This is a genomic window from Paraburkholderia tropica (assembly GCF_914484835.1).
In the GTDB taxonomy this organism is placed as follows: domain Bacteria; phylum Pseudomonadota; class Gammaproteobacteria; order Burkholderiales; family Burkholderiaceae; genus Paraburkholderia; species Paraburkholderia tropica_A.
Window position 1 is genome coordinate 204,282 of the sequence record NZ_CAJZAR010000031.1, and the last position, 25,655, is coordinate 229,936.

26 protein-coding genes are annotated in these 25,655 nt (G+C 66.5%); 20 read left to right on the forward strand and 6 right to left on the reverse strand.

The annotated features are described in order from the left end of the window. The first annotated feature begins 35 nt into the window (after positions 1–35). The 5 genes from LDO54_RS39195 to LDO54_RS05195 all read left to right on the forward strand — a co-directional run bounded on the left by LDO54_RS39195 (position 36) and on the right by LDO54_RS05195 (position 3,973). Positions 36–896, forward strand: coding sequence for a hypothetical protein (locus tag LDO54_RS39195; RefSeq protein ID WP_436975511.1), 861 nt, complete (start codon positions 36–38; stop codon positions 894–896). Beyond that, the gene (locus tag LDO54_RS39200) at positions 835–1,437 is read left to right on the forward strand and encodes a DNA polymerase III subunit gamma/tau C-terminal domain-containing protein (protein WP_436975508.1); all 603 of its coding nucleotides are present in this window, start codon (positions 835–837) and stop codon (positions 1,435–1,437) included. Before LDO54_RS39195 ends, LDO54_RS39200 begins: the two co-directional genes overlap by 62 nt. Positions 1,438–1,516: 79 nt before the next feature. Then, a complete protein-coding gene (locus LDO54_RS05185) occupies positions 1,517–1,843 on the forward strand; it encodes a YbaB/EbfC family nucleoid-associated protein (protein WP_027818382.1) in 327 nt (108 codons plus the stop codon). Positions 1,844–2,054: 211 nt separating this feature from the next. After that, positions 2,055–2,651 (forward strand): recombination mediator RecR, encoded by a 597-nt coding sequence (gene recR, locus LDO54_RS05190; protein WP_224007375.1) that lies wholly within the window; start codon positions 2,055–2,057, stop codon positions 2,649–2,651. A gap of 38 nt (positions 2,652–2,689) precedes the next feature. Continuing rightward, positions 2,690–3,973, forward strand: a complete 1,284-nt coding sequence (locus LDO54_RS05195) for a CaiB/BaiF CoA transferase family protein (protein WP_224007392.1) — start codon at positions 2,690–2,692, stop codon at positions 3,971–3,973. A gap of 73 nt (positions 3,974–4,046) precedes the next feature. Here LDO54_RS05195 and LDO54_RS05200 read toward each other — a convergent pair whose 3' ends face one another. After that, positions 4,047–5,018, reverse strand: a complete 972-nt coding sequence (locus LDO54_RS05200) for an NADPH:quinone oxidoreductase family protein (protein ID WP_224007395.1) — start codon at positions 5,016–5,018, stop codon at positions 4,047–4,049. Between the two features lie 292 nt (positions 5,019–5,310). Here LDO54_RS05200 and surE point away from each other — a divergent pair, with 292 nt between their 5' ends. The 5 genes from surE to LDO54_RS05225 are packed head-to-tail and all read left to right on the forward strand — an operon-like array spanning position 5,311 to position 10,051. Beyond that, positions 5,311–6,072, forward strand: coding sequence for a 5'/3'-nucleotidase SurE (gene surE, locus LDO54_RS05205; protein ID WP_224007398.1), 762 nt, complete (start codon positions 5,311–5,313; stop codon positions 6,070–6,072). Further along, a complete protein-coding gene (locus LDO54_RS05210) occupies positions 6,069–7,223 on the forward strand; it encodes a protein-L-isoaspartate(D-aspartate) O-methyltransferase (RefSeq protein WP_224007401.1) in 1,155 nt (384 codons plus the stop codon). The genes surE and LDO54_RS05210 overlap by 4 nt, the downstream gene beginning before the upstream one ends. A 5-nt stretch (positions 7,224–7,228) precedes the next feature. Next, positions 7,229–8,131 (forward strand): peptidoglycan DD-metalloendopeptidase family protein, encoded by a 903-nt coding sequence (locus LDO54_RS05215; protein WP_224007404.1) that lies wholly within the window; start codon positions 7,229–7,231, stop codon positions 8,129–8,131. Positions 8,132–8,143: 12 nt separating this feature from the next. Then, positions 8,144–9,226 carry an RNA polymerase sigma factor RpoS gene (gene rpoS / locus LDO54_RS05220; protein WP_224007407.1) on the forward strand — a complete coding sequence of 361 codons (1,083 nt, stop codon included), beginning with the start codon at positions 8,144–8,146 and terminating at the stop codon, positions 9,224–9,226. A 42-nt stretch (positions 9,227–9,268) separates the two neighbouring features. Further along, positions 9,269–10,051, forward strand: coding sequence for a 3'-5' exonuclease (locus LDO54_RS05225; RefSeq protein WP_224007410.1), 783 nt, complete (start codon positions 9,269–9,271; stop codon positions 10,049–10,051). Positions 10,052–10,090: 39 nt separating this feature from the next. Here the strand turns inward: LDO54_RS05225 and LDO54_RS05230 are convergent, their stop codons facing one another. From LDO54_RS05230 to LDO54_RS05240, 3 genes are all read right to left on the reverse strand, one after another. Next, positions 10,091–10,966: an endonuclease/exonuclease/phosphatase family protein gene (locus LDO54_RS05230; protein ID WP_224007413.1), complete on the reverse strand. Its 876-nt coding sequence runs from the start codon at positions 10,964–10,966 to the stop codon at positions 10,091–10,093. An 85-nt stretch (positions 10,967–11,051) separates the two neighbouring features. Next, entirely contained in the window at positions 11,052–11,399 is a 348-nt protein-coding gene (locus tag LDO54_RS05235; protein WP_224007415.1) for a hypothetical protein, read from the reverse strand. Between the two features lie 161 nt (positions 11,400–11,560). After that, entirely contained in the window at positions 11,561–11,779 is a 219-nt protein-coding gene (locus tag LDO54_RS05240) for a hypothetical protein (RefSeq protein WP_224007417.1), read from the reverse strand. A 386-nt stretch (positions 11,780–12,165) separates the two neighbouring features. On the opposite strand from LDO54_RS05240, the gene rlmD reads away from it, so the two are divergent. Then, positions 12,166–13,521, forward strand: a complete 1,356-nt coding sequence (gene rlmD, locus LDO54_RS05245) for a 23S rRNA (uracil(1939)-C(5))-methyltransferase RlmD (RefSeq protein WP_290371067.1) — start codon at positions 12,166–12,168, stop codon at positions 13,519–13,521. Between the two features lie 99 nt (positions 13,522–13,620). Here the strand turns inward: rlmD and LDO54_RS05250 are convergent, their stop codons facing one another. Then, positions 13,621–14,511, reverse strand: coding sequence for an outer membrane protein assembly factor BamD (locus tag LDO54_RS05250; protein ID WP_224007433.1), 891 nt, complete (start codon positions 14,509–14,511; stop codon positions 13,621–13,623). Positions 14,512–14,551: 40 nt separating this feature from the next. On the opposite strand from LDO54_RS05250, the gene LDO54_RS05255 reads away from it, so the two are divergent. Together LDO54_RS05255 and pgeF are read left to right on the forward strand one after the other, a co-directional pair. After that, positions 14,552–15,874, forward strand: coding sequence for an RluA family pseudouridine synthase (locus LDO54_RS05255; protein WP_224007437.1), 1,323 nt, complete (start codon positions 14,552–14,554; stop codon positions 15,872–15,874). Next, on the forward strand, positions 15,871–16,737 hold the full coding sequence (pgeF, locus tag LDO54_RS05260) for a peptidoglycan editing factor PgeF (RefSeq protein ID WP_224007440.1): 867 nt from the start codon (positions 15,871–15,873) through the stop codon (positions 16,735–16,737). Before LDO54_RS05255 ends, pgeF begins: the two co-directional genes overlap by 4 nt. 56 nt (positions 16,738–16,793) lie before the next feature. Here pgeF and LDO54_RS05265 read toward each other — a convergent pair whose 3' ends face one another. Further along, positions 16,794–17,144 carry a hypothetical protein gene (locus LDO54_RS05265; RefSeq protein WP_224007443.1) on the reverse strand — a complete coding sequence of 117 codons (351 nt, stop codon included), beginning with the start codon at positions 17,142–17,144 and terminating at the stop codon, positions 16,794–16,796. Positions 17,145–17,282: 138 nt separating this feature from the next. On the opposite strand from LDO54_RS05265, the gene phaC reads away from it, so the two are divergent. The 7 genes from phaC (at position 17,283) to LDO54_RS05300 (ending at position 25,626) form a co-directional block, all read left to right on the forward strand. After that, positions 17,283–19,274 (forward strand): class I poly(R)-hydroxyalkanoic acid synthase, encoded by a 1,992-nt coding sequence (gene phaC / locus LDO54_RS05270; RefSeq protein ID WP_224007446.1) that lies wholly within the window; start codon positions 17,283–17,285, stop codon positions 19,272–19,274. Between the two features lie 90 nt (positions 19,275–19,364). Further along, positions 19,365–20,546, forward strand: coding sequence for an acetyl-CoA C-acetyltransferase (locus LDO54_RS05275; protein ID WP_224007448.1), 1,182 nt, complete (start codon positions 19,365–19,367; stop codon positions 20,544–20,546). A 161-nt stretch (positions 20,547–20,707) separates the two neighbouring features. Further along, positions 20,708–21,448, forward strand: coding sequence for a 3-ketoacyl-ACP reductase (locus LDO54_RS05280; RefSeq protein ID WP_065065584.1), 741 nt, complete (start codon positions 20,708–20,710; stop codon positions 21,446–21,448). 155 nt (positions 21,449–21,603) lie between these two features. Next, positions 21,604–22,221 carry a polyhydroxyalkanoate synthesis repressor PhaR gene (gene phaR, locus LDO54_RS05285; RefSeq protein ID WP_224007451.1) on the forward strand — a complete coding sequence of 206 codons (618 nt, stop codon included), beginning with the start codon at positions 21,604–21,606 and terminating at the stop codon, positions 22,219–22,221. Between the two features lie 500 nt (positions 22,222–22,721). Next, entirely contained in the window at positions 22,722–24,059 is a 1,338-nt protein-coding gene (gene rimO, locus LDO54_RS05290) for a 30S ribosomal protein S12 methylthiotransferase RimO (protein ID WP_224007454.1), read from the forward strand. Between the two features lie 5 nt (positions 24,060–24,064). After that, positions 24,065–24,994, forward strand: a complete 930-nt coding sequence (locus tag LDO54_RS05295) for a sugar kinase (RefSeq protein WP_224007457.1) — start codon at positions 24,065–24,067, stop codon at positions 24,992–24,994. Between the two features lie 41 nt (positions 24,995–25,035). Beyond that, complete coding sequence (locus LDO54_RS05300) at positions 25,036–25,626, forward strand: hypothetical protein (RefSeq protein WP_224007460.1); 591 nt, start codon at positions 25,036–25,038, stop codon at positions 25,624–25,626. Positions 25,627–25,655: the final 29 nt, after the last annotated feature.

Genomic DNA, 25,655 nt, shown 5'->3' on the forward strand with positions numbered 1-25,655 from the left:
TGCGCCGCTTCGCGCAGGCGCTGAGCCCCGAGCAGGTGCAGCTCTATTACCAGATCGCGACGCTGGGCCGCAGCGAACTGGGTCTCGCGCCCGACGAGTATGCGGGCTTCACGATGGCGCTGCTGCGCATGCTGGCGTTCGAGCCTTCGGTGAGCGCGGGCAGTGTCGGCAGCGCGCCGGTGTCTCGCGCGGACGTGCAGCCGCAGGTTGCCACGCCCGTCGCTACGGCGGCGCCCGCGCCGCGTGCGAGTGCGCCGGTCGCGCCGAGCGTTGCGGCTCCGGCTGCCGCGCCTGTCGTCGAGGCGAAGCCGGTTGAAGTCGCGCCTGCCGAACCCGCCAGGGCGGAAGCGAGCGCGGCGCAGCCGCGTGTCGTGCCGCCGTGGGAAGACGAAGATGCCGCTGCATCGCAGCCTGCTCCGGTTGAGGCCGCTGCCGTTGTTGCTGCCGCGCCGAGCGAAGCCGCGAGCCCTGTAGCGTCGGTGGAAGCCCCGGTCGAAGCCGTTGTGCAACCGGCAGCCGAGCCAGCCGCAGAGGTTGAGCCCGTTGCCGCCGCGCCCGCTCCGGCCGCACAAGAACAAGCCCAACCGACGCAGCAAACGCCCGACGACCCGTTCGAATCGTCCGCACCGGCCTCCGGGCGTAGCGGTGCGAGCGCGGCGCTCGATCTGCTGCGCAACAAGGGCCTGCGCGTCTCGACGGACCGCTCCGCCGCGCGCACGCCGGCCGGCGCCGCCGCGCNNCGCCGCGCAGGAAGCGCAGGCGCGTCAGCCGCGCGCTGCGGCTGCGCGTCAGGACGCCTCGGGCGCGCCGCCGTGGGGCGGCCAGTTCGACGACATGCCGCCCGACGACTACATGCCGCTCGGCGCCGACGACGCCTATTTCTCGTCGTCCGATGACGGTTTCGCGCCGTCGTTCGACAGCGAGTCCGCCGCGCCGCGCGCGAGCGCCGCGAATGCGCCGGCATCGGCAGGATCGGCGAATGTGGTCGATGTCAGCAAGCTGCCGCCGGGCATCGCGCTCGACGCCATCGGCTTCAACGGCGACTGGCCCGCGCTGGCCGCCACGCTGTCGCTCAAGGGCATTTCGTATCAGCTCGCGTTCAACAGCGAACTGACCGCGCTCGACGGCGACGTGCTCAAGCTCAGCGTGCCGGTGCCGCAGTACGCGGAAAGCTCGCAGGTCGCCAAGCTCAAGACGGCGCTCGCGGAAGCGCTCGGCAAGCCCGTCAACGTCGACGTGACCGTTGGTCCGGCGCGCCGCACGGCCGCCGCGCTCGACGCCGCCGCGCGCGCCGAGCGTCAGCGCGACGCCGAACGCACGATCGGCGCCGATCCGTTCGTGCAGCAACTGATTCGCGACTTCGGCGCGAGCATCGTGCCCGGTTCGATCCGGCCGATCGCGCCCGAAGCCGCGCAGGGCGGCCAGGCCGCCCATTGAATTGCGCCGCGCGGCGATGGAGCGCCTGCTTCGTCGCCGCGCGCGCGACGCATCACCCTGATCCACAAGGAGCAATGAAATGTTGAAAGGCCAACTCGCCGGGCTCATGAAGCAAGCCCAACAGATGCAGGAAAACATGAAGAAGGCGCAGGAGCAGCTGGCCCAGATCGAAGTCGAGGGTCAGGCGGGCGCCGGTCTCGTCAAGGTGACGATGACCTGCCGCAACGACGTGCGCCGCGTGTCGATCGATCCGAGCCTGCTCGCCGACGACAAGGACATGCTCGAAGACCTCGTCGCCGCTGCGTTCAACGACGCCGTGCGCAAGGCCGAAGCCACGTCGCAGGAAAAGATGAGCGGCATGACGGCCGGTCTGCCGATTCCGCCGGGCTTCAAGATGCCGTTCTAAAGCGGCTGCCGCGCGCTGCCGGTCCGTGTGGACCGGTGTCGCGCGCAATCGCGGCGCGCCCTGCGCCGGGCCGTGCGTGCGCGCCGCCCGGGCCGTTTGATCGCGCGCCGTGCTCGCATTCACCGCACGCCGATCGTCCGCTTGCCGTGCGCGCGTATCGCGTGCTTATCGTGTGCTTATCGCGCTTACTGTTTTGCCACGCTGAATCCGCATGAAACAACCTTCCGCCCTGTCGGCGCTCGTCGAGGCGCTGCGCGTGTTGCCCGGCGTCGGGCCGAAGTCGGCGCAGCGCATGGCCTATCACCTCATGCAGCACGACCGCGAGGGCGCTGAAAAGCTCGGCCGCGCGCTCACGTTCGCGACCGACCACCTCAAGCACTGCGAGAAGTGCAACACGTTCACCGAAGCTCAGGTGTGCGAAACCTGTCTCGACGACGAGCGCGATCCCACGCTGCTCTGCGTGGTCGAGACGCCTGCCGACCAGATCATGCTCGAACAGACCCTCACGTATCGCGGGCTGTACTTCGTGCTAATGGGCCATCTGAGTCCGCTCGACGGCATCGGTCCCAAGGAAATTCATTTTGACCGCCTCGTGAAGCGCGCCTCGGACGGCGTCGTCAAGGAAGTCGTGCTCGCGACCAACTTCACGAACGAAGGCGAGGCGACCGCGCACTATCTCGGCCAGACGCTCAAGGCACGCGGCCTCACGGTCACGCGCCTCGCGCGCGGCGTGCCGGTGGGCGGCGAACTCGAATACGTCGACGCGGGCACGATCGCGCGCGCGATGCTCGACCGCCGCTCGATGTAAGCGGCGCGGGCCGCAGCAAAAAACACGAAAGGAGACGTATGAGCGCAGCCGAATCCAACGAATCCGGCGCTGGCGTCGGCAATGGCGCTGACGCGAAAGGCGCGGGCCCGCTTGCGGGCGTCAAGGTGCTCGAACTCGGCACGCTGATCGCGGGGCCGTTCGCGGCGCGTTTTCTGGGCGAGTTCGGCGCCGAGGTCATCAAGATCGAGGACCCGAAGGGCGGCGATCCGCTGCGCAAGTGGCGCAAGCTCTGGCCCGAAGCGGGCGGCACCTCGCTCTGGTGGGCCGTGCAGGCGCGCAACAAGAAGTCGGTGACCGTCAATCTCAAGGCCGAAGAGGGCAAGGAGATCGTGCGTCGCCTGGCGGCGGAAGCGGATATCGTCGTCGAGAACTTCCGGCCTGGGCTGCTCGAAAAACTCGGCCTCGGTTACGACGTGCTCTCGAAGCACAATCCCGGTCTCGTGATGGTGCGGCTGTCCGGCTATGGGCAGACCGGGCCGTATCGCGATCGTCCGGGTTTCGGTGCGATCGCCGAATCGATGGGCGGTCTGCGCCACATCACCGGCTATCCCGAACTGCCGCCGCCGCGTATCGGCATTTCGATCGGCGATTCGATCGCGGCGCTGCATGGCGTGATCGGCGCGATGATGGCGCTGCATCACCGCAACATGAACGGCGGCAGCGGCCAGATCGTCGACGTGGCGCTCTACGAAGCCGTGTTCAACATGATGGAAAGCGTGGTGCCCGAGTACGGCGTCTACGGCATGGTGCGCGAGCGCACCGGCGCGTCGCTGCCGGGCATCGTGCCGTCGAATACCTATCCGTGCCGCGACGGCAGCATCGTGATCGGCGGCAACAGCGATCCGATCTTCAAGCGCCTGATGACGGCGATCGAGCGCGAGGATCTCGCCAACGATCCCGCGCTCGCGCACAACGACGGCCGCGTGCCGCGCACCGCCGAGATCGACGGCGCGATTGCCGCGTGGCTCTCGACGCGCACGATCGACGAGGCGCTCGACGTGCTCAACGCCGCCGACGTGCCCGCGGGCCGCATCTACAGCGCCGCCGACATGTTCACCGATCCGCAGTTCGCCGCGCGCCAGATGATCCAGCAGTTCCGCTGGCAGACGAAGGATGCGCATGGCGAGTCGGGCGAGGGCGTCGATATCGCGCTGCCCGCCGTCACGCCCAAGCTCTCGGCGACGCCCGGCGACACGCGCTGGCTCGGCCCGGCGCTCGGCGAGCATACCGACGAAGTGCTGCGCTCGCTCGGCTACGACGCCGATCGGATCGCGCGGCTGCACGAGCAGCAGGTCGTCTGATCGTTGCCGCTGCAAAAACAAAAAGGCTCGCACCTGGCGAGCCTTTTTTCATGGTGCGCGATGCGCGCGTGCGTCAGGGCTCGATCACGATCTTGCCCGTGACCTTGCGCGACGCCATGTCCTTGAGCGCCTGCGCGGTTTCTTCGAGCGTGTAGCGCTTCGAGACATAGGGCTTGAGCTTGCCTGCGCCGATCCAGCCGACCATCTCCGCGAATGCGGCCGCATTGTTCTGCGGCTCGCGGCGCGCGAAATCGCCCCAGAACACGCCGACGAGACTCGCGCCCTTGAGCAGGGCGAGGTTGAGCGGCAGCTTCGGAATCTCGCCGTTGGCGAAGCCGACCACGAGATAGCGACCGCGCCAGCCGATGCTGCGGAACGCCGGTTCCGCATACTCGCCGCCGACCGGGTCGTAGATCACGTCGGGGCCTTTGCCGTCGGTGAGCGCCTTGATGCGTTCGCGCAGATCCTCGGTCGTGTAGTTGATGGTTGCGTCGGCGCCGAAGCGGCGGCAGACGTCGAGCTTCTCGTCGCTCGATGCGGCCGCGATCACGCGCGCGCCGAGCGCCTTGCCAATCTCCACCGCCGCGAGGCCCACGCCGCCCGCCGCGCCCAGCACGAGCATCGTCTCGCCCGCGCGCAGCGCCGCACGGTCGACCACCGCGTGATGCGAGGTGCCGTAGGCGAGCGTGAACGCGGCGGCCGTCGCGAAGTCGGCGCCTTCGGGCAGCGGCACGCAGGCGGCCGCTTCCGCGATGGCCTGCTGCGCGAAGCCGCCGTTGCCCACGTACGCAACGACGCGCGTGCCGGGCGCGAGCTTCACGCCTTCGCCCGCCGCGCGCACGACGCCCGCGACTTCGGCGCCGGGCGTGAACGGCAGCGGCGGCTTGACCTGATATTTGTTCTCGATGATCAGCACGTCGGGGAAGTTGACGGCCGCGGCTTTCACGTCGATGACGACCTGGCCCGCGCCGGGCACGAGGTCGGGCAGTTCCTCGATCGAGAGCGTGTCGGGCGGGCCGTACTGGTTGCAGCGGATTGCGCGCATCGTGTCTCCTGTCTTGTCACTTCGGTCATGGATACTGCACAGCAGCACAGTGTACGGCAATCCGACGGATTGCGAACGATCGTGCGATTTGTTTCGTGTGCCGACGATCGTGAAGGCGCTGACGTAGCGGATCCCAAGGTAAGACGAATCGCGCGCGCCGAGATGAAGAAAATGGCCCTGCGATTTCATGAAAGCGATAGTAGGAATGCGCCGCGCGCGAAGTCGTAAGCGGCGATGCAGCGGGGCCCCGCCTGTCGTTCGCCTGCCTTCTTTCCTCGGTTACAATCGGCTGATGCGAATCCTGATCAGCAACGACGACGGTTACCTCGCCCCCGGCCTTGCCGCGCTTTACGAAGCGCTCAAGCCGCTCGGCGAAGTCACGGTGATGGCGCCCGAGCAGAACTGCAGCGCCGCTTCGAACTCGCTCACGCTGTGGCGCCCGCTTTCGGTGTTGCGCTCGGCCACGACGGGCTTCTATTACGTCAACGGCACGCCCACCGACTCCGTGCATATCGCGCTCACGGGCATGCTCGACCACAAGCCCGATCTCGTCGTGTCCGGCATCAACAACGGCCAGAACATGGGCGAGGACACGCTCTATTCGGGCACGGTCGCGGCAGCCACCGAGGGCATCATGTTCGGCGTGCCCGCCATCGCGTTCTCGCTCGTCGACAAGGACTGGGTCCACCTCGATTCCGCCGCGCGCGTCGCCGCCGACATCGTCAAGCATTACCTCGAACATCCGTTGCCGGGCAGCCCGCTGCTGAACGTCAACATTCCGAACCTGCCGTACGAGGCATTCGGCGACTGGCGCGTCACGCGCCTCGGCAAGCGCCATCCCTCGCAGCCCGTGATCCGCGAAACCAATCCGCGCGGCGAGCCGATCTACTGGATCGGCCCGTCGGGCAGCGCGCGCGACGCGAGCGAAGGCACGGACTTCCACGCAGTCGCGAACGGCCACGTGTCGATCACGCCGCTGCAACTCGACCTCACGCATACGCAATTGTTGCCGGCGACGCACGACTGGGTGCGCCAGGGCGGCGGCGCTTCATGACGGGCGAGCGCACGAAGCGTTTCCCGCTGGGCCTCGCGGATCTGGTGCGCGAGCCGCGCCGTCGCGACGACGCGCGCGGTTCTCTTGCGAGCCCGAGCAAACCCGGCGTGGCGAAAAGCAGCGCCGCGAAGCCTGCGCCGCTCGGCGCGCGCGGGCCGGGTGCGTCGGGTACGCCGGGCATCGGCGGCATCGCGGGATCGGGCGGCGTCAAGGCCGCCAAGGCGCCGGGCGCCGCGCATAGCGCGGCCTCGCCCGCGCGCAAGTCCTCGCATCCCGGCCAGCTGTCCGGCAATCCGCTTGGCAATCCATCCGGCAAGTCGGCGGGCAGTTCGTTGAGCGGCGCATCGGCCAAGCCGCGCGCCGATCTCGCCGGGCGTTCGGCGCAATCGTTTTCGGGTGCAAGCTCGCCGTCCGCGCGGCCCTCGCAGCCGCATACGGCCGCGCCCGCGCGCACCCACGTGACGCCCAGCGCGGGCGCGCCAGGCGTCGCGCTCAACGGCGCGCTCGCGCTGACTTCGGAACGGGTGCGCGAACGCATGGTCGAACGCCTGCGTGCCAACGGTGTGACCGATCCGCGCGTGATCCAGGCGCTCGCGGCCGTGCCGCGCCACATGTTCGTCGATCCGGGCCTCGCGGCTCAGGCCTACGAAGATGCGGCGCTGCCGATCGGCCATCACCAGACCATCTCGAAGCCTTCGGTCGTCGCCCGCATGCTGGAACTCGCGGGCGCGGGCCGGGAGCTCGACCGCGTACTCGAAATCGGCACGGGCTGCGGCTATCAGGCCGCGGTCTTGAGCCGGATCGCACGCGATGTGTATTCGATTGAACGCATCAAGCCGTTATACGAGCGCGCGAAGACGAATTTGCGTCCGCTGCGCATCCCGAACATCCGCCTGCATTACGGCGACGGACGGCTCGGTTTGCCGTCGGCGGCGCCGTTCGATGCGGTGGTGATCGCCGCCGCGGGTTTCGACGTGCCGCAGGCGCTGCTCGAGCAGCTCGCCATCGGCGGGCGGCTCGTGGCGCCGGTCGCTGAGCAGGGCGAGGCGACCCAGGTGCTCACGCTCGTCGAGCGCACGGGCCCGGCGCAGTGGCGGGAGTCGCGGCTTGATCGCGTTTTCTTTGTCCCTTTAAAATCCGGAGTGATCTGAAACCGATGAGTATGTTGCGCGCGATGCAAAGAAAACGCTTGAATATCGACCTGACCGCGGCCCAACGCAGTGCCTCGGTCATCGCGCTCTGTCTCCTGACGGCCTGCGCGACGCGTCTCGACAACGCGCCCGTCGTGGACCGCACCGCACCGCTCGGCACGGCCGGCGCGCAGCCGCCGGTGCCGCTCGGGCCGCCGCCTCCGGGATATTACCGGGTGAAGCCGGGCGATACTCTCTATAGGATTGCGCTCGAAAACGGTCAGAACTATCGCGACATCGCCACGTGGAACAACCTCACCAATCCGAACCAGATTGAGGTGGATCAGTTGCTGCGTGTCGTGCCGCCGGGTGCGAGCAACGCCGCGGCCTACACGCCGGGCGTCGTTACCGCGCCGGTGCCGGGCATGGCTGCTTCGCCGCAGCCGGGCTCGCAGGCTGCGATGCCGCCGATGATCGGCTCGGGTGCGAACGCCACGTCGGCGCCGCAAGCCGCTGTGCCGCCCGCTGCCAGCACGGGCGACATGGCCGCGGCGCCGGGCGGCAGCATTGCGCTCGCATGGCCGGCGCGCGGTCCGGTGCTCAACGGCTTCGACGATTCGAAGAACAAGGGTGTCAATATCGGCGGCGCGGCGGGCGATCCGGTCAAGGCGGCAGGTGATGGCCGCGTGGTTTATGCCGGAAATGGGCTGCGCGGTTACGGCAATCTCATTATCATCAAGCATGACGCCACGTTTTTGACAGCGTACGCACACAACCGGGCTTTGATGGTAAAAGAGGGCGATGCGGTCACGAAGGGCCAGAAAATTGCCGAAATGGGCAATACTGACTCCGATCGCGTGATGCTGCATTTCGAAGTACGCCGTCAGGGCAAGCCCGTCGACCCACTGAAGTACTTGCCGCCGCAATAAAGCGAGCCGACCATGCCGAAATCGAAGCGCCGTCTGCAGCAAGCCGAGTCTGACAGTCAAGCCGCCCAGGTTTCGGTGGAGGACGGCGCGCAGGCGGCCGACGACGAGGAGCGCGATCTCGAGGAGCGCGAGGAACGCGAGGAGCGTGAATCGGGCTCGGAAGAGAGCGGCAGCCGCGAAGGCGAAGAGGGCGCAGCGCCCTCGGACGCCGACGATTTCCGCGCCATCCTGCAGGCCGAACTCACGGCCGACACCATCCAGCATTATCTGAACCGGATCAGCGTCAAGCCGCTGCTCACCGTCGAGGAGGAGCAGCGCTACTCGCGTCTCGCCAAGGCAGGCGAGTTCGAGGCGCGTCAGGTGATGATCGAGCGCAATTTGCGCCTCGTCGTCAGCATCGCGAAGGGCTATCTGAATCGCGGCGTGCCTTTGCTCGATCTCATCGAGGAAGGCAATCTCGGTCTCATGCACGCGATCGAGAAGTTCGATCCTACGCGCGGCTTCCGGTTTTCGACCTACGCCACCTGGTGGATCCGTCAGAGCATCGAACGCGCGATCATGAACCAGGCGCGCACGGTGCGCCTGCCGGTGCATGTGATCCGCGAACTCAATCAGGTGCTGCGCGCCAAGCGCCATCTGGAGAAGAATTCGCTGAACGCCAACGCGGCGTCGGACCGGCGCGACGCGAGCATCGACGACATCGCCTATCTCACGGGCAAGACCACCGAGGAAGTCACCGACATCCTCGCGCTCAACGAGCACACGGCCTCGCTCGACGCGCCGCTCGATCTCGATCCCGCGAGCAGCCTGCTCGACCTGCTGTCCGACGACCAGAGCCAGTCGCCCGACGCCGAGGTGCAGCACCGCGAACTGGAGACGCTCACGCGCGCGTGGCTCGGCCGTCTGTCGGACAAGCATCGGCATGTCATCGAAAGGCGCTTCGGCCTGAACCATATCGAACCGGCCACACTCGAAGAACTGGCCGACGAAATGGGCCTCACGCGCGAACGCGTGCGGCAGATCCAGCAGGAGGCGCTGGTGCGCCTCAAACGCTTTTTCGCATCGAACGGCGTACGCAAGGACGCCGTCCTCTAAGAACAACTCATCCGGCGCGGCCGATCCGCGCCGTCATCCGGTATGACACCTGTACTCGTATTCGACATCGAGACCATTCCCGATGTGGACGGCATTCGCCGTCTCGAAGATCTGCCCGCCACGCTTAGCGACACCGAAGTCGCCGAACACGCGTTCGCCGCGCGCCGCGAGAAAACCGGCAGCGATTTCCTGCCGCATCATCTGCAACGCGTGGCCGCGATTTCCTGCGTGTTCCGCGACGGCCAGGGCTTTCGCGTGCGCTCGCTCGGCACGCCCGGCGACGGCGAAGCGAAGCTGATCGACTCGTTCTACCGCACCATCGAAAAGTATTCGCCGCAACTGGTGTCGTGGAACGGCGGCGGCTTCGACCTGCCGGTGCTGCATTACCGCGCGCTGGTGCACGGCATCCGCGCGGTGCGCTACTGGGAAATGGGCGACGCGGACCGCGAGTTCAAGTGGAACAACTACATCAGCCGCTATCACTCGCGTCACACCGACCTGATGGACCTGCTCGCGATGTATCAGGCGCGCGCCAACGCGCCGCTCGACGCGCTCGCGAAGCTGTGCGGCTTTCCGGGCAAGCTCGGCATGGACGGCGGCCAGGTGTGGACGGCGTTCCAGGCGGGCCAGATCGAGGAAATCCGCAATTACTGCGAGACGGACGTGGTCAACACGTATCTGCTCTATTGCCGCTTTCAGATGATGCGCGGCGGCTTCAGCGAGCGCGAATACGCGGACGAGATCACCTTCGTGAAGCAGTCGCTCGCGGCCGAAACCGCTCCGCACTGGGACAAATATCTGAAGGCGTTCGGCGACGCCGAATGAGCCAGCGCGGCGCGTGACGCCGCGCTTTCCGGCTCGGGATCAGTCGATTTCGAGCACGACCGGCTGATGGTCCGACGCGCGCGTCGCGCCGTCGAACTCGCAGCGCGTGAGTCGCGCGCTCAAATCCTCCGTGACGAACACGAAATCGCAGCTGATTGGCCCGTCCGACCATTGCTGCGTGTCGTAGACGCCCGCCGTGGGCGGCGGCGTCGCGCCGGGATGCAGGGCGGCCCAGGCGTCGACGAACGGCGGGCTGCCGTCGATCGCCTCCAGCATGCGCCGGTAGGCGGCGCTGTTCCACGCACTGTTGAAATCGCCGCAGACGATCGCGCTCACCGGCCGCGCTGTGCGCGCGAACGGGCCCTCGGCGTTTTCGGCGGGCGCGGGCTGCGCCGCGTGCCCGGCGGCTTCCTGTTGCAGGCGGCGCAATTCGTCCACCTGGGCGAGCCGTTGGCGCTCCGAATAAAACTCCAGATGCGTGACGAGCACGCGCAGCGCGCCGCCTTCGGTTGTCGCGCCCGAGACGTCGATGACCGCTTCGAGCGCCACGCGCTGCATCGAGGGCGCGGCCTCGTCGGCGGGCCAGGGCAGCAAGTGGCGAAACACCTGCGCGACGGGCAGCCGCGTTGCGAGCGCATTGCCGAACTGCCGGCGAGGCGCGTCGGCTTGGCCAGAAGCGGGGGGCAGATCGGCGCCAATCGCCTCGATCACCGTAAAGCCCGGCAGCAGCGCGGCGAGTTCCGCGAATTGATCGTCGCCGGGACCGCCCGGCAGCGCGTGAAAGCCGCGTGTGATTTCCTGCAGGCACAGCACGTCGAAGTCGGCGAGACGCCGGGCTTCGCGCACGGTGCGGGCGAGATCGACAATGCCCGACGCGTCGCGGCCCCATTGCACGTTCCAGCTCACGAGTTTCATGACGGGCTCCCGAGATTGCGCGATGACCGGATCGAGACAGTATCGCGCTGGAAGCCGCGCAGGAACCACGCCCGCCTGGCGCGGATCAGCGGCGCGTCACGCTGTAGTCGGCCGAATGCCAGGCAACGGCCGGTCCCGCGCTTGCGCGAACCAGTGCCGGATTGCAGGCTGCGCGCGCGGTGGCGATCACCGTCTGGCGCTTGAAGTAGATCGCGAACGGCACGTCGCCGTATTTTCCGAGCGCATACTGGAAGCATTCGTTGCCGCTTTCGCCGTAGAAGCGGTCGGGCGGCCCGACGCGCTTGATGACGTCGTTCTGCGTCATGCCGGGCGCCACCAGCGACATGACGGTTTCCGGTTTGGCGGTCGGGGCGGAGCAGGCGGCGAGCGTCAGCGCGGCCGCGCCGAGTGTGCAGCAAAGCAGGGTTTTCATGGCGATGTCGAAAATTTTGATGGGGAGTGCAACGAGTACGCCGAGCGCGGTGCCGTTTCCATCAGAAGAGTCCGAAAGCGATCGGGCGATCTGATCGGGAATCCGAACTGCCGTGTGTGAACGCGGGCAAGCAGTCTGGGCGCGGGTGTGGGAGCGCGACGCTAGTCGAGCAGCAGATGCACGGCCAGCCAGACCACGCCGATCACGAACACCGGCGTGCCGAGGATGGCTGCCGCGAAGCAGTAAGAGCGCCTGCGCGCGGCGCTGCCCGCTGACGCGCCGGTTGGCAACGCGTCGATGAGCGGCGCGAGACAGGTGACCGCCACACACAACAAGGCGAGCGGGATCGCAAAACCAGGGGTGGAAATGAGCGTGTTCATGATGTCGGGTCCTTTGTGCCGATGGCGCTGGCACATCGCAAGAACCATCGTACTGACGGGCGTCATGCACGAGGATCAGACAAGTCTGAAAGCGCTAGGGCCCAATATCAGACGGTCCGACAGGCCGTCCGCGTCGACGAATTGAGCGGCCAGTGCGCATCCTGCGACGGCGCGCATGAGGCCGCCGCCGCCGAATCGACTACAATCTCGCCTTCGCCTAAAAAATCCACCCCCCACTGTCTGTCAGGAATCCGCTGGTGTCCCAAGCTGCCCCCGACCCCCAAGCCGAAACGCTCCACGCCGAGCCCGCGCAAGCCGGCGCGATCCCCGTCGCGCCCTCGAAGAAGCGCAGCAAGCGCGAACGCCGCGCCGAAAAGCGCGCCGCCGTGGAAGCCTCGGTCGCTGATGCCCCAATTCTCGAAATCGAGTCGCTCGACATGGAGGCGCGCGGCGTGGGCCGCACCGTCACCGAATCGGGCGAGCCGGGCAAGGTGATCTTCGTCGAGGGCGCGCTGCCGGGCGAGCGCGTCACTTATCTGAGCTATCGCAAGAAGCCGACGTTCGAGCAGGCGGAAGTCGTGAGCGTGCTGCGTGAAAGCGTGATTCGCACCAAGCCGCAATGCCCGTTCTTCGGCAAGTGCGGCGGCTGCTCGATGCAGCATCTGGACGTGCGCGCCCAGATCGCCGTCAAGCAACGCGTGCTCGAAGACAATCTCCAGCACCTGTCGAAGGTGCGTTCGGAGACCATGTTCCGCCCGATCCACGGACCGTCCTGGGGCTATCGCTATCGCGCGCGCCTGACCGTGCGCAATGTGCCGAAGAAGGGCGGCGTGCTGGTGGGGTTCCACGAGCGCAAGAGCAGCTATGTGGCCGACATGACGAGCTGCGAAGTGTTGCCGCAGCACGTTTCGGCGATGCTGGTGCCGCTGCGCAAGCTGGTCGAAGGGCTGTCAATCCGCGATCGCATGCCGCAGATCGAGCTGGCCGTCGGTTCGAGCGTGACGGCGCTCGTGCTGCGTATCCTGGAGCCGATCACGGCCGCCGACGAAGATCTGCTGCGCGCGTTCGCCGACGAGCACAACGTGCAGTTCTGGCTGCAGCCGAAGGGCCCGGAAACGGTGTTCCCGTTCTATCCGCTCGACACGCCGCTCGATTACACGCTGCCGGAATTCGGCATCCGCATGCCGTTCAAGCCGACCGACTTCACGCAGGTCAATCATCAGATCAACCGCGTGCTCGTGGGCCGCGCGCTGCGTCTGCTCGCGCCCGAACCGGGCGACCGCGTGCTCGATCTGTTCTGCGGCATCGGTAACTTCACGCTGCCGCTGGCGCGCCTGTCGCGCGAGGTGGTCGGCATCGAGGGCAGCGAACAGCTGACGACGCGCGCGCTCGAAAATGCGCGCGCCAACGGCGTGGACGGCCATACGTCGTTCGCCTGCCGCAACCTGTTCGAAGTCACCGCCGACGACATCCGCGCACTCGGTCACTTCGACAAGTATCTGGTCGATCCGCCGCGCGAAGGCGCGCTCGCGGTGTCGCAGGCGCTCGCCGAGATCGCGCAGAGCGGCAACGGCCCGCTGCCCAAGCGCATCGTCTACGTGTCGTGCAGCCCTGCGACGCTGGCGCGCGACGCGGGCGTGCTCGTCAACGAAGCCGGTTATCGCCTCAAGGGCGCGGGCGTGGTGAACATGTTCCCGCACACCTCGCACGTCGAATCGATCGCGCTGTTCGAGCGCGACTGAGCGATCAGTCCCGGCAGGCGCCGCCATGAGCGGCGCCAAGGCATAAAAAAACGCCACGGAAAACCGTGGCGTTTTTTCTGTCAGGCGACGATGCAGCGCTTACCAGAGCTGCCACCAGGACTTGTTGGCGTCCTTGCTCGGGCGCGCGTGACCCGTGACGTACGGGCTGTCCGGGAACGTGGCGGCGAGCACGCGGCGCGTGTCGTCGGCCATTTGCGGCTGTTCGAGCTTCTGATACGACAGCATCATGATGTGCAGCGCGTCTTCGATCGCCGGGGCGCTCTTGTACTCCGTGATCGCGAGCTGCGCGCGGTTGATGGCCGCCACGTAGGCGCCGCGACGATAGTAGTAGTCGGCCGCGTGCACTTCGTGCGAAGCCAGCGCGTTCACGATGTAGCGCATGCGCTGCGCCGCGTCGGGTGCGTACTTGCTCTGCGGATACTTGTCGACGACCACCTTGAACGCGTCATACGACTCGCGCAGCGACTTCGGATCGCGCTCGCTCATGTCCTGGCCGGAGAAGCGGCCGAACAGACCGAGGTCGTCGTTGAAGTGGATCATGCCCTTCAGGTAGTACGCGTAGGCGATGTCCGGGTGATCCGGGTGCAGCTGGATGAAGCGATTGATCGCCTGGTCGGCGGCATCGTTCTCGTTGTCCTTCCAGTTGCAGTAGGCGACGTTGATCTGCGCCTGCTGGGCGAAGTGGCCGAACGGATCGCGGCCCTCAAGCTGCTCGAAGTATTTCGCGCACTTGCCCCAGTCGCCGCCGGACAGCGCGTCCTGGGCCTCCGTATATAATTTGTTGTTGTTCCACGTTGCCGTTTCGTCGGTCTTTTCCGGCAGGCCGTGGCAGGCCGCGACAGCGGCAATCGCAGCGCCGCAGGCGGCAATGCGAATGACGTTGCCAATCTTGCCGAGCGTTTGTGCTCGTGCCGCGTTCCGGGCCACCGCATATTGGGCCAGTTTCGTAATCGTGTTCAAGGCTCGCATTTTCCAGTCCAGCTTCAGGTCCACAGGTGACCCAGACTCAATGACCCGTTCAGTTACTCCGGGTGCCGGCGCTCCCGGCGCCCAAAACAGCATCAGCGATTATAGCCTGGGCGATGACCCCAATGCCGCAGCAGCCAATGAAGCGCTTGACGACGACCTGATCGGCGACGTCTCCGAAGGCGCTTCAGGCGCTATTTCCGGCGATGTTCCGGCGGGAATTCCGCGCACGCGTCAGGCGCAGCGGGACCAGGAGGCGCGCCGCGCCGACGTGCCCGACGAGCTTGCGGGCGAGCGTCTCGACAAGGTGCTCGCCAAGGTTTTCCCCGAATTTTCGCGTAACCGGCTGCAAAGCTGGATCGAGGCGCAGCGCGTGCTCGTCGACGGCAAACCGGCCAAGGTGCGCCAGCCCGTGCCGCTTGGCGCGACGATCGAGCTCGTGCCCGACCTGCTGCCCGAGCAGCTCGCGTTCACGCCCGAGCCGGTGCCGCTCGAAGTTATTTACGAAGATGACGCGATTCTCGTCATCAACAAGCCCGCGGGGATCGTCGTCCATCCGGCGGCGGGCAACTGGAGCGGCACGATCCTCAACGGCCTGCTGCACCGCTACGGCGAGGCGGCGGCGGGGCTGCCGCGCGCGGGCATCGTGCACCGGCTCGACAAGGAAACCTCCGGGCTGATGGTGGTCGCGCGCACGCTCGAGGCGCAGACCGACCTCGTGCGCCAGCTGCAGGCACGCACGGTCAAGCGCCGCTATCTGGCGCTGGTGTGGGGCAATATCGCCGACGAAGGCACCATCGACGCGCCGATCGGCCGCGATTCGCGCGAGCGCACGCGCATGGCGATCGTGAAGGGCGCGTCGGGCAAGCCCGCGCGCACGCATTTCCGCCGCATCGACAAGACGCTCTGGCATAACCAGCCCGTCAGCGCGATCCATTGCGATCTGGAAACCGGCCGCACGCACCAGATCCGCGTGCATTGCGCGGCGGTCGGCCATCCGCTGCTCGGCGATCCGGTCTACGGCCACGCGCGCGGCAAGCGCTCGGTCGCGGCTCTGCCCAACGGCTTCGCGCGTCAGGCGCTGCACGCGTGGCGCCTCGGCCTCATCCATCCGGTCACGGGCCGCGCGATGCAGTGGCGCGCCGAAGTGCCCGACGATATGGACGAGCTGATCGAGGCGCTGGGCTTCGGTTCGGAAGAGGACGAAGACGGCTTCGACGACATGTTCGACAGCGCCTACACGGACGAGGGCTACGTAATCGGCAGTAACGAAGAGGATTACGCAGATGACCACGACGACGAGGATGACGAGCACGAAGACGACGGCGATCACGAAGATCACGGCAAAGGAGACAAGCGCGCATGACGACGACCTGCCCGGAACTGACCGCCGCCGATCTGCTGCATCCCGACTGGCGCGTGTCGCCGCGCGTGCGCGCGTTCGTCACCACGCGTAACGGCGGCGTGAGCGCGCCGCCGTTCGGGCGCTGGCAGGCTGCGGGCGATATCGGCGGCGAAGGCGTCGATCTGCCCGGCGGCATGAATCTCGGGCGCGGTTCGGGCGACGATCTTGATCAGGTCGAAGCCAATCGCGCGCGCCTGCTCGCGCACGCGGGCGTCCCGGCCGCGTGGCTCAAGCAGATCCACGGTCCGCGCGTGGTGGATGCGGTGGACGCGCTGGCCGCCGCGCGCGCGGGCACGCCGCTCGAAGCCGATGCGAGCGTGACGGACCAGCCCGGCATCGCCTGCACGGTGATGGTCGCCGACTGCATGCCGGTGCTGCTGTGCGATCCCGAAGGCCGCGCGGTGGGCGCCGCGCACGCGGGCTGGCGCGGCCTCGCGGGTGGCGTGATTGAAGCGACGGCGCGTCGCGTCGCGGCGCTCGCCGGCTGCGAGACGGGCGCGCTGCACGCGTATCTCGGACCGGCGATCGGTCCGCAAGCCTTCGAAGTGGGGGCAGACGTGCGTGACGCGTTCATGAATCACGTCGATGCTGTCGACGCCGCACATCGCGCGGCGACCGCCGCCGCGTTCGTGCCGCGCCCCGAGGCGCCCGGCAAATTCCTCGCTAACCTCGCTGCACTCGCGCGCCTGCGCCTCGCCGACCTGGGCATCGCGCACGCGAGCGGTGGCGATATGTGCACGTTCACCGATCGCGAGCGCTTCTACTCGTATCGGCGCGAACCCGTCACGGGCCGCATGGCCGCGCTGATCTGGATCACACCTTGAGCCGGATCTGACGCAAGGCATCGCTTGCGTCGTTATCTGCGTCGTGTATCTGCGTCTTAACCCTGCATCGCCCGCAAACTGCGCGCTTCCATCGTCGTTCGATCGACCCGGAAGCGCGCGTTTGCATTCCCTTTTGCATTCACGATTCGCCGCATCTTCGCATCCTGATTTGCCTCCTGATTCGCAGCATATTTTGCTGCGCTGCACCGTTCATGACGCCATAGGGCGAAGCATGCGTCGCGAATCGAATCGGCGATTCGTCTGGCGCATCGCAAGCACTTGCGCGCACGCGATTTTTTGTGCTGCACCGCATCGATCTTTTTATACGCGCGATTTAAGCGAAGGATTACATCGGGAAAACGATAATAAAAAAAATATCGCAGTGCGGCAAAATCGGGAACAAGCATTGACACGCTTTGCGGTGGGGAGCAAAAATGTCCCTCACCTGCGGGACAGGACGCAACGAGGCGCACGGCAGTAGCGCAGCGTTCGCGGCCCACCTGCCTCTCAACCAGTCCTTCGGGACACATCGGTCAAAAGCAGGCATGACGGCATCTCAACGTTCCACGACGACCCCCGGTGCGGGCGCTTCAGACGGTGCACAGTCTTTCTTTCCGAATTTCACGCCGGACGCGGCCGGCATGCAGCACATGCTCGAAGCGTGGACGCAGGCCTGGCGCAACGCCATGAATGCTGCGCAACAAACGGGTGCGCAGCAGTGGGGCCAGGCGGCCCAGCCGGGCGCGAACGGCGCGGCTGCGAATCCATTTCAGGCGGCCTTCGGCGCGGCGTTCAATCCCACGGCTTTTAATCCTTCCGCGTTCGCTCCGCCGGGATTCAACCCCGCGGCCTTCAATCCCGCAGCGTTCAATCCGGCTGCGATGAACCCGTCGATGGGCTCGCCGTTCAGCGCCTTCGAAGCGTTCAAGATGCCCTCGGCGTCGATCGAACCCACGCGATTGCAGCATCTCCAGGCCGAGTATTCGCGCGACGCCATGGAACTGCTGCGCGAAGCGTCGGCGGCCACGCCCAAGGCGCCCGAACTCAAGGACCGCCGCTTCAGCGCCGACGCGTGGAAGACCACGCCCGCGTATGCGTTCACGGCCGCGTGGTATCTGCTCAACGCGCGCTATCTGCATGAACTCGTCGACGCGCTCGACACCGACACGAAAACGCGCGAGCGCATTCGCTTCGTCGTGCAGCAATGGACGGCGGCGGCATCGCCGAGCAACTTCCTCGCGCTGAATCCCGAAGCACAGAACGCGCTGCTCGAAAGCCACGGCGAAAGCCTGCGTCAGGGCGTGATGAATCTGCTCGGCGACATGACGCGCGGCAAGATCTCGCAGACCGACGAATCGCGCTTCGTCGTGGGTCGCAATCTCGCGACCACCGAAGGCTCGGTCGTCTACGAAAACGCGCTGTTCCAGCTGATCCAGTACAAGCCGCGCACGGCCACTGTGCGCGAGCGGCCGCTGCTGATCGTGCCGCCGTGCATCAACAAGTTCTACATCCTCGACCTGCAGCCCGAGAACTCGCTCGTTGCCTACGCGCTGGAGCAGGGGCAGCAGGTGTTCCTCGTGTCCTGGCATAACGGCGACGCCACCATCGCCGACAAGGACTGGGACGACTACATCGAAGACGGCGTGCTGCGCGCGATCGAAACGACGCGCAGCATCAGCGGCCGCGAGCAGATCAACACGCTCGGTTTCTGCGTGGGCGGCACGCTGCTCGCCACGGCGCTGGCCGTCGCGGCGGCGCGCGGCGAACATCCGGTTTCGTCGATGACGCTGCTCACCGCGATGCTCGATTTCAGCGACACGGGCGTGCTCGACGTGTTCGTCGACGAGGCGCATGTGCAGATGCGCGAGCAGACCATCGGCGGCAAGAACGGCGGCGCGCCGGGCCTGATGCGCGGCATGGAGTTCGCGAACACGTTCTCGTTCCTGCGTCCGAACGATCTCGTCTGGAATTACGTCGTCGACAACTACCTCAAGGGCCGCACGCCCGCCGCGTTCGATCTGCTTTACTGGAACAGCGACTCGACGAGCCTGCCGGGCCCGATGTACGCGTGGTATCTGCGCAATACGTATCTGGAAAACAAGCTCCGCGAGCCGGGCGTGCTCACCGTGTGCGGCGAGGAAGTGGACCTGTCGCGCATCGATGTGCCGACGTTCATCTACGGCTCGCGAGAGGATCACATCGTGCCGTGGCGCAGCGCGTATGCGTCGGTGCCGCTGCTCTCGGGGCCGCTCAAGTTCGTGCTGGGCGCGTCGGGCCATATTGCGGGCGTGATCAATCCGCCGTCGAAGAACAAGCGCAGTTTCTGGAGCGTCGAAACCGACGCCAAACATCTGCCCGACGAGGCGGACGACTGGTTCGGCGAGGCCGCGGAGCAGCCAGGCAGCTGGTGGCCCACGTGGGCCGAATGGCTCGACCAGTTCGGCGGCAAGAAGGTCAAGCCGCGTGCGCAGGCTGGTTCTGCGGAGTTTCCCGAGATCGAGCCCGCGCCGGGCCGGTATGTGCAGCAGCGCGAGTGATACGCGCGCAGGCACGCAAGGAAATGACGGGTTTTTAACTTGACTGGGTGGGCGTCTCTCGCAGAATCGCGCCGCCCGGAGGAACTGAAAATGACTGAGATTGTGATCGTTTCGGCCGCACGTACCGCGGTAGGCAAATTCGGCGGCTCGCTGGCGAAAATCGCCGCGCCGGATCTGGGCGCCATTGCCATCAAGGCGGCGCTGGAGCGCGCGGGGCTCAAGCCCGAGCAGGTCAGCGACGTGATTCTGGGTCAGGTGCTGACGGCCGGTTCGGGCCAGAACGTGGCGCGTCAGGCTTCGCTGAAGGCGGGCCTGCCGGCGTCGGTGCCGGCGATGACGATCAACAAGGTCTGCGGCTCGGGCCTGAAGGCGGTGATGCTGGCCGCGAACGCGATCATCGCGGGCGACGCCGAAATCGTCGTCGCGGGCGGTCAGGAAAACATGAGCGCGGCGCCGCACGTGCTGCCGGGTTCGCGCGACGGCTTCCGCATGGGCGATGCGAAGCTCATCGACAGCATGATCGTCGACGGTCTGTGGGACGTGTACAACCAGTACCACATGGGCGTGACGGCGGAAAACGTCGCCAAGGAATACGGTATTACGCGCGAGGAGCAGGACGCGTTCGCAGCGGCCTCGCAGAACAAGGCGGAAGCCGCGCAAAAGGCGGGCCGTTTCGACGACGAAATCGTGCCGGTCGAAATTCCGCAGCGCAAGGGCGATCCGCTCGTCTTCAAGACCGATGAATTCGTGCGCCACGGCGTGACGGCGGAATCGCTGTCGAGCCTGAAGCCCGCCTTCTCGAAGGAAGGCACGGTGACGGCGGCAAATGCGTCGGGCATCAACGACGGCGCGGCGGCGGTGGTCGTGATGTCGGCGAAGAAAGCCGAAGAACTCGGCCTGAAGCCGCTCGCGCGCATCAAGGCGTATGCATCGGGCGGCGTCGATCCGAAGGTGATGGGCATGGGGCCGGTGCCGGCATCGAAGCGCGCGCTGGAACGCGCGGGCTGGTCGGTGAACGACCTCGATCTCATGGAGATCAACGAGGCGTTCGCGGCGCAGGCGCTGGCCGTGAACAAGCAGATGGGCTGGGACACGTCGAAGATCAACGTGAATGGCGGCGCGATTGCGATCGGCCATCCGATCGGCGCGTCGGGCTGCCGGATTCTGGTGACGCTGCTGCATGAAATGCAGCGCCGCGACGCGAAGCGCGGCCTGGCGTCGCTGTGCATCGGCGGCGGCATGGGCGTGGCGCTCGCGCTCGAGCGTCCGTAAGCGCGTGATGTTGCGCGAAGGCGGCCGCTTCGCGGTACGCTTTCGCGCTCGCTTGCATCAAGCGTCAAGCGAAACGAGATAGAAACAGCGAGCAACAGCGGGCAGAGGCGAGGCCGGGGCCGTCGATCGGCGCTCTGGATAACGATAATGGAGTGTGGTTTATGTCACAGCGTATTGCGTATGTAACGGGCGGTATGGGCGGCATCGGAACGGGCATCTGCCAGCGCCTCGAAAAGCAGGGCTTCAAGGTGGTGGCCGGGTGCGGCCCGAACTCGCCGCGTCGTGTGAAGTGGCTCGAGGACCAGAAGGCGCTCGGCTTCAACTTCATCGCCTCGGAAGGCAATGTGGGCGACTGGGATTCGACGGCGCAGGCCTTCGACAAGGTCAAGGCCGAAGTCGGCGAGGTCGACGTGCTCGTCAATAACGCGGGCATCACGCGCGACGTCGTGTTCCGCAAGATGACGCGCGAAGACTGGACCGCGGTGATCGACACGAACCTGACGAGTCTCTTCAACGTCACGAAGCAGGTGATCGACGGCATGGTCGAGCGCGGCTTCGGACGCATCATCAATATTTCGTCGGTGAACGGCCAGAAGGGCCAGTTCGGGCAGACCAACTACTCGACGGCCAAGGCCGGGATTCACGGCTTCACGATGGCGCTCGCGCAGGAAGTGGCCACCAAGGGCGTGACGGTCAACACCGTTTCGCCGGGCTACATCGGCACGGACATGGTGAAGTCGATCCGTCCCGACGTGCTGGAAAAGATCGTCGCGACCATTCCGGTGCGCCGCCTCGGCGCGCCGGAGGAAATCGCCTCGATCGTCGCGTGGCTCGCCTCGGAAGAGTCGGGTTTCGCAACCGGTGCTGACTTCTCGCTGAATGGCGGGTTGCACATGGGCTGATCCCGCGCGCCGCGCGCCTGGCAGGGGACGCGCGGCGGCAACAGGGGATCGATGGCGGCGGCGCGCCTGTTTGCACGCCGGGGCAGGCTCGCCGCCGGGCTAGACGACGCGCGATGGCATCGGCCGTCGCGCGTTGGCGCATACAAGGGCGACACATGACGACTACAAAGAAAACCGCCGAACGACTGATCAAAAAATATCCGAACCGTCGGCTGTACGACACGGAGACGAGCACCTACATCACGTTGACGGACGTGAAGCAACTCGTGCTCGAGCAAGAGGAATTCAAGGTCATCGACGCAAAGAGCAACGAGGATCTGACGCGCAGCATCCTGCTGCAGATCATTCTCGAAGAGGAAAGCGGTGGCCTGCCGATGTTCTCGTCGTCGATGCTGTCGCAGATCATCCGTTTCTACGGCCATGCGATGCAGGGCATGATGGGCACCTACCTGGAAAAGAACATCCAGGCGTTCATCGACATCCAGAACAAGCTCGCCGATCAGTCGAAGAACCTTTACGAAGGCAACGCGATGAATCCCGAGGTCTGGTCGCAGTTCATGAACATGCAGGCGCCGATGATGCAGGGCATGATGACCAGCTACATCGAGCAGTCGAAGAACATGTTCGTGCAGATGCAGGAGCAAATGCAGAACCAGGCGAAGAACATGTTCAGCAGCTTTCCGTTCAAGCCCGTGGCGCCCACGGGTGCGCCGTCCCCGGCTGCGCCCGCGCATGGCGCGACCGAAGGCGGCAGCGACGACGAGAAGAAGTAAGCGCATCGAGCGTTTCATCGAGTACCGCATGGGCGTGATGGGCCAGGCTTGCGCGTGACGACGCGCCGCCCGGCGTCACGCAGCGTTCGGATCGCGTTGCCGGGCAGCGAGGGCCGTGTGGCGTCGATCCAGCCGCGATCCGGCAGCGATCCGGCCCAGGCGCGCGCGCGGTCGAGGCGAACTCGACACGCGCGTTGCGCCGCCGCTTTTGCTTGCCGGCTTTCCTTTTTCTTTCCTCAGCCCGGTTCTACGTTGGCGCGGCGATGCCACGCCCAGCGCGAATGCGCGGCTGCGCGCGCTGCCTCCGCGGCGCCATCTGACCCCGTACGTCTTGTCCGGCGCCTTCCCCAGCGCGCCGCTGCCTGTGCCAAACAGGTAAAATGGTGGATTGGCCAGAACATCGCGCGGCGCAACGAACGCCCTGCGCCCCACCTTCGGACGTACACGTGAAAAACCCTGTTGAATCAACGACCTCCCGCAATCCCGCGCCGCGCGTCGGGATGGTATCCCTTGGCTGTCCGAAGGCGCTTGTCGACTCCGAGCAGATCATTACCCAGCTGCGCGCCGAGGGTTACGAGATCTCGGGTTCGTACGACGGCGCCGACCTCGTCGTGGTCAACACTTGCGGCTTCATCGACGAAGCGGTGCAGGAAAGCCTCGACGCCATCGGCGAAGCGCTGAGCGAGAACGGCAAGGTGATCGTCACGGGCTGTCTCGGCAAGAAGGCGAGCGCAAGCGGTTCGAACCTGATCGAGGAAGTGCATCCGAAGGTGCTGGCCGTGACCGGCCCGCACGCCGTCGGCGAAGTGATGCAGGCGGTGCACAACCATCTGCCGAAGCCGCACGATCCGTTCGTCGACCTCGTGCCGGCCGCGGGCATCAAGCTCACGCCGCGCCACTACGCGTACCTGAAGATCTCGGAAGGCTGCAATCACCGCTGCACGTTCTGCATCATCCCGTCGATGCGCGGCGATCTGGTCTCGCGCCCGGTCGCGGAAGTCATGCTCGAAGCGGAGAACCTCTTCAAGTCGGGCGTGAAGGAACTGCTCGTGATCTCGCAGGACACGAGCGCCTACGGCGTCGACGTGAAGTACCGCACGGGTTTCTGGAACGGCAAGCCGATCAAGACGCGCATGACCGATCTGGTCACGGCGCTCGGCGAACTCGCCGCGCAGTACGGCGCGTGGGTGCGTCTGCATTACGTGTATCCGTATCCGAGCGTGGACGAAGTGATTCCGCTGATGGCCGAAGGTCCGTTCAAGGGCCACGTGCTGCCGTATCTCGACGTGCCGTTCCAGCATGCGCACCCCGAAGTGCTCAAGCGCATGAAGCGTCCGGCGAACGCCGAAAAGGTGATGGAGCGCGTGAAGGCGTGGCGCGAAATGTGCCCGGACCTGACGATCCGCAGCACCTTCATCGCCGGTTTCCCGGGTGAGACGGAAGAACAGTTCGAGACGCTGCTCGACTTCATTCGCGAAGCCGAACTCGATCGCGTGGGCTGCTTCGCCTACTCGCCGGTCGAAGGCGCGACGGCCAACGAACTCGACGGCGCGCTGCCCGACGAAGTTCGCGAAGCCCGCCGCGCGCGCTTCATGGAAGTGGCCGAGGAAGTGTCGGCCAAGCGCATCCAGCGCAAGGTCGGCAAGACGCTCAAGGTGCTGATCGACGAAGTGAATGCCGACGGCGGCATTGGCCGCACGGCGGCGGACGCGCCCGAGATCGACGGCGTGGTGTACGTTGCGCCCGCAACCAAGGCGTCGAAGCGCTACAAGGTCGGCGACTTCGTCTCGGTGAAGATCACCGGCGCCGACGGCCACGACCTCTGGGGCGAGGTCTGATCGGTATGACGCAGGCGACGCCGCAGATCCTCGCTTACGGCGAGGCGATGGTCGAGTTCAACCAGGCGACGCCGGGGCAGCCGCAGTATCTGCAAGGCTTCGGCGGCGACACCTCGAATTTCGCGATCGCGGCGGCGCGCCAGGGCGCGCACACGGGCTTCGTCTCGGCGGTCGGCGACGATCAGTTTGGACGCTTGCTGCTCGATCTGTGGACGCGCGAGGGCGTCGATACGGGGCACGTGCGCGTGAACGCCGAAGCGCCCACCGGCGTCTATTTCGTTTCGCACGGCCCGAACGGCCACGCGTTCGACTATCTGCGCAAGGGTTCGGCGGCGAGCCGCTACGCGCCCGGCGATCTGCCGCGCGAGGCGCTGGCCGCCGCGCGCGTGCTGCATCTGTCGGGCATCAGCGTCGCAATTGGCGATGCCGCGTGCGACGCGGCCTTCGCGGCCATCGAGCACGCACGCGCGAGCGGCGTGCAGGTGAGCTTCGACACCAATCTGCGGCTCAAGCTGTGGCCGCTCGCGCGCGCCCGCGCCGTGATGACCGAAGTGCTGCGCGCCACCGACATCTGTCTGCCGAGCTGGGATGATGTCGCCGTGCTGACGGGACTCGACGACCGCGATGCCATCGTCGACCGGCTGCTGTCGCTGGGCTCGCGTGTGGTCGCGCTCAAGCTCGGCAAGGACGGCGCGTATGTGGCGACGCCCAATGAGCGTTGCCTGGTGCCGGGCCGCACGGTCGCGGCCGTCGATGCAACCGGCGCGGGCGATTGCTTCGGCGGCGCCTTTATCGCACGCATCGTGGCCGGCGACGATCCGTTTGCGGCGGCGCGTTATGCCAATGCGGCGGCCGCGCTGTCAACGCTCGGTTATGGCGCGGTCGCGCCGGTTCCGCGCCGCGAGGACGTCGAGCGCGCGCTGGCCGAGGCCTGAGTGTGCGCGCTTCGCGTGCTCTTTTAGCACCAGGGAGTGTGATGGAAGTTTCGATTTCGAAAGATCCGGGCGGCGTGCGTCGTTCGTCGAAGACGCTGCGCGCTCGGTGCGTGTTGGCGGCCTGCGTGCTCGCGTTGCCGCTCGCGGCCTGCGCCGTGGGCGACGGCGGCGCGCAGAGCGCGTCCGCGGGTTCGACCGTCATTCAGGTGCATTCGACGCTCAAGCCGAATCCCGAATTCGCGCACTATCCGCAATACACCGGCACGCTCGGCAAGCGGGCGATCGTGATGCGGCTGGGCAAGAAGACCGATCCCGACGATCCGGGCGGCCTGCACGGCGAGTACCAGTTCACCGATACGGGCGAAGTGATTCTGATCGCGGGCGACCGCACGGGTCAGACGCTCGAAGCGGAGGAGTCGGACGACGGCACGCGCATCGTCGGCAACTGGGTCGGCACGTTTGCCGCCGACGGCTCGTTTTCCGGCGACCGCATGGAAGTCGACGATTCGAATCCGCAGCCGTTCGAGCTTAAGCCCGTGACGGCGGGCGCGGCAGCGCCGTCCGTCGCGAGTCCGGCCGCGAAGGGCGGGCAGGCGGTCAATGGTGTCGGAAACGTGGTGACGGGCGAGTGAATCTGGCGCTGAGCGGGCGCGCGTAAGCG

What these genes read in the sequence shown, in the direction of transcription:
- surE (WP_224007398.1), top strand. Translation starts at nt 5,311, where the DNA reads ATGCGAATCCTGATCAGCAACGACGACGGTTACCTCGCCCCCGGCCTT.
- LDO54_RS05200 (WP_224007395.1), bottom strand. Translation starts at nt 5,018, where the DNA reads ATGCGCGCAATCCGCTGCAACCAGTACGGCCCGCCCGACACGCTCTCG.
- LDO54_RS05265 (WP_224007443.1), bottom strand. Translation starts at nt 17,144, where the DNA reads ATGCTTGTTCCCGATTTTGCCGCACTGCGATATTTTTTTTATTATCGT.
- LDO54_RS05230 (WP_224007413.1), bottom strand. Translation starts at nt 10,966, where the DNA reads ATGAAACTCGTGAGCTGGAACGTGCAATGGGGCCGCGACGCGTCGGGC.
- LDO54_RS05250 (WP_224007433.1), bottom strand. Translation starts at nt 14,511, where the DNA reads ATGCGAGCCTTGAACACGATTACGAAACTGGCCCAATATGCGGTGGCC.
- LDO54_RS05210 (WP_224007401.1), top strand. Translation starts at nt 6,069, where the DNA reads ATGACGGGCGAGCGCACGAAGCGTTTCCCGCTGGGCCTCGCGGATCTG.
- phaC (WP_224007446.1), top strand. Translation starts at nt 17,283, where the DNA reads ATGACGGCATCTCAACGTTCCACGACGACCCCCGGTGCGGGCGCTTCA.
- LDO54_RS05255 (WP_224007437.1), top strand. Translation starts at nt 14,552, where the DNA reads ATGACCCGTTCAGTTACTCCGGGTGCCGGCGCTCCCGGCGCCCAAAAC.
- phaR (WP_224007451.1), top strand. Translation starts at nt 21,604, where the DNA reads ATGACGACTACAAAGAAAACCGCCGAACGACTGATCAAAAAATATCCG.
- LDO54_RS05195 (WP_224007392.1), top strand. Translation starts at nt 2,690, where the DNA reads ATGAGCGCAGCCGAATCCAACGAATCCGGCGCTGGCGTCGGCAATGGC.
- rpoS (WP_224007407.1), top strand. Translation starts at nt 8,144, where the DNA reads ATGCCGAAATCGAAGCGCCGTCTGCAGCAAGCCGAGTCTGACAGTCAA.
- LDO54_RS39200 (WP_436975508.1), top strand. Translation starts at nt 835, where the DNA reads ATGCCGCCCGACGACTACATGCCGCTCGGCGCCGACGACGCCTATTTC.
- LDO54_RS05300 (WP_224007460.1), top strand. Translation starts at nt 25,036, where the DNA reads ATGGAAGTTTCGATTTCGAAAGATCCGGGCGGCGTGCGTCGTTCGTCG.
- LDO54_RS05280 (WP_065065584.1), top strand. Translation starts at nt 20,708, where the DNA reads ATGTCACAGCGTATTGCGTATGTAACGGGCGGTATGGGCGGCATCGGA.
- LDO54_RS05275 (WP_224007448.1), top strand. Translation starts at nt 19,365, where the DNA reads ATGACTGAGATTGTGATCGTTTCGGCCGCACGTACCGCGGTAGGCAAA.
- pgeF (WP_224007440.1), top strand. Translation starts at nt 15,871, where the DNA reads ATGACGACGACCTGCCCGGAACTGACCGCCGCCGATCTGCTGCATCCC.
- LDO54_RS05240 (WP_224007417.1), bottom strand. Translation starts at nt 11,779, where the DNA reads ATGAACACGCTCATTTCCACCCCTGGTTTTGCGATCCCGCTCGCCTTG.
- rimO (WP_224007454.1), top strand. Translation starts at nt 22,722, where the DNA reads ATGGTATCCCTTGGCTGTCCGAAGGCGCTTGTCGACTCCGAGCAGATC.
- LDO54_RS05295 (WP_224007457.1), top strand. Translation starts at nt 24,065, where the DNA reads ATGACGCAGGCGACGCCGCAGATCCTCGCTTACGGCGAGGCGATGGTC.
- LDO54_RS05235 (WP_224007415.1), bottom strand. Translation starts at nt 11,399, where the DNA reads ATGAAAACCCTGCTTTGCTGCACACTCGGCGCGGCCGCGCTGACGCTC.
- LDO54_RS05225 (WP_224007410.1), top strand. Translation starts at nt 9,269, where the DNA reads ATGACACCTGTACTCGTATTCGACATCGAGACCATTCCCGATGTGGAC.
- LDO54_RS05185 (WP_027818382.1), top strand. Translation starts at nt 1,517, where the DNA reads ATGTTGAAAGGCCAACTCGCCGGGCTCATGAAGCAAGCCCAACAGATG.
- recR (WP_224007375.1), top strand. Translation starts at nt 2,055, where the DNA reads ATGAAACAACCTTCCGCCCTGTCGGCGCTCGTCGAGGCGCTGCGCGTG.
- LDO54_RS05215 (WP_224007404.1), top strand. Translation starts at nt 7,229, where the DNA reads ATGAGTATGTTGCGCGCGATGCAAAGAAAACGCTTGAATATCGACCTG.